Origin of the sequence: Nesterenkonia alkaliphila (genome assembly GCF_009758175.1) — a bacterium.
GTDB classification, from domain to species: domain Bacteria; phylum Actinomycetota; class Actinomycetes; order Actinomycetales; family Micrococcaceae; genus Nesterenkonia; species Nesterenkonia alkaliphila.
This window is the reverse complement of record NZ_WRPM01000087.1, coordinates 1-4,388: the sequence shown is the minus strand read 5'-3', so window position 1 is coordinate 4,388 and position 4,388 is coordinate 1. Positions and strand designations below refer to the sequence as shown.

Below are 4,388 nucleotides of genomic sequence, written 5' to 3'. Positions count from 1 at the left end.
ACCGGCACACCCAGAACCAGCATGATCCAAAACAGCCGCCGGAACTGACCCACATGATCGCCACGATCACCGCGACCATGCCCGGCGTGTCCACCGTGTGCTTCATGACCAGCATGGTGTTCGCCTTCATGCCCATGACCCTCATGCTCACCACGAGCACGACGCTGGTGCTCGGCGTGTTTATCGGGCTTATCGGGCCGTAGAGGATTTGCGTGGCGATCATGTTCCGGGTGAGTCTTGTCCATCAGATATTCCCTTTCATTGCACAGGAGAGTTTTCCGGGCGGTGCAGTCGTCTAGGGGCACCGCAGAAGCCTATGGGGTGATCACGACCTTTCCCTCGGCGTGGCCGGTCTCCACTGCGGCCAGTGCCTCACGAGCTTGAGTCAGCGGGAAGGTGGCGGTGACATAGGGATCGACGAGTTCGTAGGAGATGACCTCGGCGATTTTCTCCATGGACCCGGGGTCACTGGGCCGGGTGAGGCCGCCGAGCTCGACCGCGGTGTCGGGGTCCGCGGCGGAGACCACCCGGTCCGGGGACACCGCCAACCCCGCCACCCCGCGCAGCGCTTCCCCGCCGACTAGGTCGATCACCAGGTCAATACCCCCGGGCGCAAGCTCGCGCACCTTGGCGGCCACCCCGTCTCCAGAGGGCACGAAAGTAGCGCCGGTAGACTCCAACAGTTCACGTTTAGCCTCGGAGGCCACCGCGATGGTGCGGAACTGGTGCACCGCGCAGATCTGGACGGCCATGTAACCCACGCCGCCGCCGGCACCCAGGATGAGCACGGAAGCACCGGCCTCCAGGTCGACCACATGGGTCAGATCATAGGCGGTCGTGGCCGCCACCGGAATCGTCGCGGCATGGACAAAAGAGACGTCCTCGGGTTTGAGCAACGCGGAATCTGCTCGCACAACGGTATGCTCAGCGAACCCACCGTAGCCTGGGACCGGAGGGCCGAGCACCTCATCGCCTGCCGCGAAGTCCGCGACCACCTCCTCAGGACCAGGTTCAGGTACGTCCCGGTCGATCAAGGTCTCGGTCTCGGGGCCACCATAGTCAGTGAACACATACACCTGGGACATCTGGGGTTACTCCTTCAAATACATACGAACAGAGATGGACGGTCAAGAGCCCACCCTCGGTGGCGAGACGGGATTGTAGGTCAGGATTGTGGCGGCTGGTCTTCTCCAGCTTCTTCGGCGGCGTCGGCTTCGGCTTTGGTCGCGAAGGCAGCCTCAGCGGCGTGCTCTTCTGGTGGGGAGTAGATGGTGTAGAGCACCAACGGCTCATCGCCGGTGTTGCGAAAATTGTGCCGAGCCCCGGCAGGCACCGCGCACTGGTCCCCGGCCTCAATCGGGTGGGTCTCCCCGCTGAGATCCGCATGCCCAGTCCCGGCAAGGAAGGTCAGGATCTGATCACCGTGCTCATGGACTTCATCACCGATCTCTTCGCCCGGTGGGATCGTCATGATCACAACCTGGGCGTGTTCCCCGGTCCAGAGTACCCGGCGGAAGTCCGGGGTATCTTTAGCGATGTCTTCAATGGTGAAGTGCTGGACATTGCCCTCCAGAGCAAAATGTTTCTCCATGATGACTCCTTAAGTTGTGCCGTTGAAGTTGTGCCGTTGCTGAACCGCGTGATCGCGGCTCAGGCTCGCTGAGCAGCGACAGGCTGTTCACTCGGTCGGGGGGTTTCCGTTGTTTTGGCGGCTCGGTCGTTGCCGTGGCGGCGCAGCAGCCGCATCGCGTTGGCGATGACCACTAGCACTGAGATCTCGTGAACCAACATGCCGATGGCCATGGTGACTCCGCCGAACAGCACCCCGAGTAGCAGCAGACCCACTGTGGTCAGGGCGATCACGATGTTTTGGCGCATGTTGTTCACTGTGCGCCGGGCCAGCCGCACCGCCTGGGGTAGCTTGAGCAGGTCATCCTTCATCAACGCGATATCGGCGGTCTCGATCGCGACTCCGGTGCCGGCGGCACCCATGGCCACACCGATGTCCGCGGTGGCTAGTGCGGGGGCATCGTTGACGCCGTCGCCGACCATCGCCACCGTGTGTCCCTGGCGCTGCAGGTCGGCTACGGCGTTGAGCTTGTCCTCAGGCAGCAGTGAGGCTCTTACCTCATCGACCCCGACCTGTTTCGCGACTGCTTCAGCGACCAGTTGGGTGTCGCCGGTGAGCATGATGACTTTCTTCACCCCGGCCTCGTGAAGCTGGGCGATCATTGCCGGGGCGTCGGTGCGGATACGGTCGGCTACTCCTAGCACGCCGATGATGCGGCCATCGCAGCCTACGATCATGGGGGTCCGACCAGCGGCTGCCAGCTCTTCAGCGGCTTGTGCCGCGTTGGCGGCTTCACCGTGATCGGCGACGCCTTCCATCTCCATCAGCGCCATATTGCCTACAGCGACCCGGTGACCGTCCAGGCTGGCCACGATGCCTTTGCCCGGCACTGGTTCGGTGTGCTGAGGCAGGCCAAGGACCGGCAGCCCCCGTTCAGCGGCGGCCTCTATGATCGGTCGCGCCAGCGGGTGTTCGGAACCAGCTTCAGCCCGCGCCGCCATCCGCAGGACCTCGTCCTCATCAATGTGAGACAGGAACGCCACCACGTCAGTCAGGTAGGGCCGGCCCTCCGTCAGGGTGCCGGTCTTGTCCAGGGCGACCGCGTCGATTTTGGCGGAGGTCTCCAGGTATTCCCCGCCCTTGATGAGGATCCCGTCGCGGGCGCCACGGCCGATGCCAGCCACGATCGCCACTGGGATTGAGATCACCAGCGCGCCGGGGCAGCCGATCACCAGCAGGGTCAGCGCCAGGACAATGTCCTGGGTGAGCAGCCCGAAAACCACTGAGAGCACCATGATCCCCGGGGTGTACCACTTCGAGAACCGGTCCATGAACTGTTGGGTCTTGGCCTTGGCTTCTTGGGCTTCTTCCACGCGGTGGATGATGCGCACCAGCGTGGTGTCAGCTCCGACGCCGGTGGCTTTGACCTGCATGAAACCTCCGGTGGAGATCGTGCCGGCAAATACTGTGTCTCCGGTCATCTTTTCTACCGGGATCGACTCACCGGTGATCGAGGCTTCATCCAGTGCCCCGGTGCCGCCGGTGACCACCCCGTCCACTGGCACCCTGGCACCGTTCTTCACCAGCACCGTCTCGCCCTGTGCCACCTCTTCGGCGGGGATCTCGATCTGCTGGTCCCCACGTACGACGATGGCGACGTCCGGGGCCACCGCCACCAGCTCAGCCAAAGCGGACCGGGTTTTATTCAAGGTGGCGGATTCCAGGGAGTGGCCGATGGCGAATAGGAACGTCACCGCGGCGGCTTCCCAGTAGTTCTGCACCAGGACCGCGCCAATGGCCGCGACAGAAACCAGCAGGTCGATGCCGATGACCTTGATCATCAGCGCGCTGACCGCCTTGATCACTACCGGGGTGCCAGCCACCACGGTTGCGGCGATCATCAGCACATCTCCCCAGAAACCTTCGTCAAGGATCTCTGTCACGGCGAATGAAGCGATGATCAACAACCCCGAGACCACCGGGACGGTCCACCTGCCGTGCCACCACATCTGGATCCTGTCCATGCCCTGCTCCCCTATTGTTATGAGCTTGTCTGCGTCTCCACGGTGCGTAATGAAAGTATTGGTAAGCAGATTAACCCCGGGCTCGGCCGTCACGAAACGTCTGCTGCACAGAACGTCAGCCGAAACCTGGAAGATGACGTTACTGCCGGGTAAGAACAGTGAAAGCTGTCAACGACGGCGGAAAACTGGAACTAATGGACGTGGCAGGTTCTAGCCGAATGGCGCAACGATTTCACCCGCTATTACCTACAGCATTCGGCATCAGAAGGCAGCGGGTCGAGCCGTATAACCCGCCTTAGCCACCGCAGCCACTAAATCGTCCTGAGTCACCTTCGACGGGTCGTGATCCACGTCGATCCGAGCCGTACTGAAATGAACCTTCACGTGCGTCACCCCATCAAGGCGACCCACTCGCTTTTCAATCTTGGCCACACAAGACGGGCAGGTGAATCCTTCAGCTCGCAGTCGTGTGCGGGTCGTCTCCGCAGTCGTACTCACAATGTCTGCGCTCCATTTCGAGGTTTCTAATCTTAGGCAGAGTCTCTGCCTCTCGGTCCCTCACCAGAAGTTCAACACGGACCAACAACTTTGTAAATAACCCATGACATCCCCTAGACAACATATCCCTCGACCCGTTCAAAGCCCGTAGCACCACGGTCACTCGATTAGACGGTAGACACGAGAAACCAAAGGACCACGACTTCTGGAATCAGGCTTCGCAGTCATTGCAGAGGTCAAGTCCCGTGTAGTGGTGTAACTGGCTCTCCGAGTTGCTGGGTGATTATGCGGCTTCG

At 61.6% G+C, this 4,388-nt stretch carries 5 protein-coding genes; 1 reads left to right on the top strand and 4 read right to left on the bottom strand.

The features are described from left to right. Positions 1–203: hypothetical protein (locus GNZ21_RS16360; protein WP_157324679.1), on the top strand; the 203-nt coding region annotated here is incomplete at its 5' end. Positions 204–314: 111 nt separating this feature from the next. On the opposite strand, the gene GNZ21_RS12035 is transcribed toward GNZ21_RS16360, so the two are convergent. The 4 genes from GNZ21_RS12035 to GNZ21_RS12020 form a co-directional block, all read right to left on the bottom strand. Then, the gene (locus GNZ21_RS12035) at positions 315–1,085 is read right to left on the bottom strand and encodes an NADP-dependent oxidoreductase (RefSeq protein WP_157324677.1); all 771 of its coding nucleotides are present in this window, start codon (positions 1,083–1,085) and stop codon (positions 315–317) included. A gap of 80 nt (positions 1,086–1,165) precedes the next feature. Continuing rightward, a complete protein-coding gene (locus GNZ21_RS12030) occupies positions 1,166–1,594 on the bottom strand; it encodes a cupin domain-containing protein (RefSeq protein WP_229659634.1) in 429 nt (142 codons plus the stop codon). A 56-nt stretch (positions 1,595–1,650) separates the two neighbouring features. Then, positions 1,651–3,594 (bottom strand): heavy metal translocating P-type ATPase, encoded by a 1,944-nt coding sequence (locus GNZ21_RS12025; RefSeq protein ID WP_157324672.1) that lies wholly within the window; start codon positions 3,592–3,594, stop codon positions 1,651–1,653. A gap of 261 nt (positions 3,595–3,855) precedes the next feature. After that, entirely contained in the window at positions 3,856–4,092 is a 237-nt protein-coding gene (locus GNZ21_RS12020) for a heavy-metal-associated domain-containing protein (protein ID WP_188503864.1), read from the bottom strand. Positions 4,093–4,388 lie beyond the last annotated feature (296 nt).

Bases quoted from the DNA above. Each gene is read 5' to 3' on its own strand.
- GNZ21_RS12035 (WP_157324677.1), bottom strand. From the start codon at position 1,085: ATGTCCCAGGTGTATGTGTTCACTGACTATGGTGGCCCCGAGACCGAG.
- GNZ21_RS12025 (WP_157324672.1), bottom strand. From the start codon at position 3,594: ATGGACAGGATCCAGATGTGGTGGCACGGCAGGTGGACCGTCCCGGTG.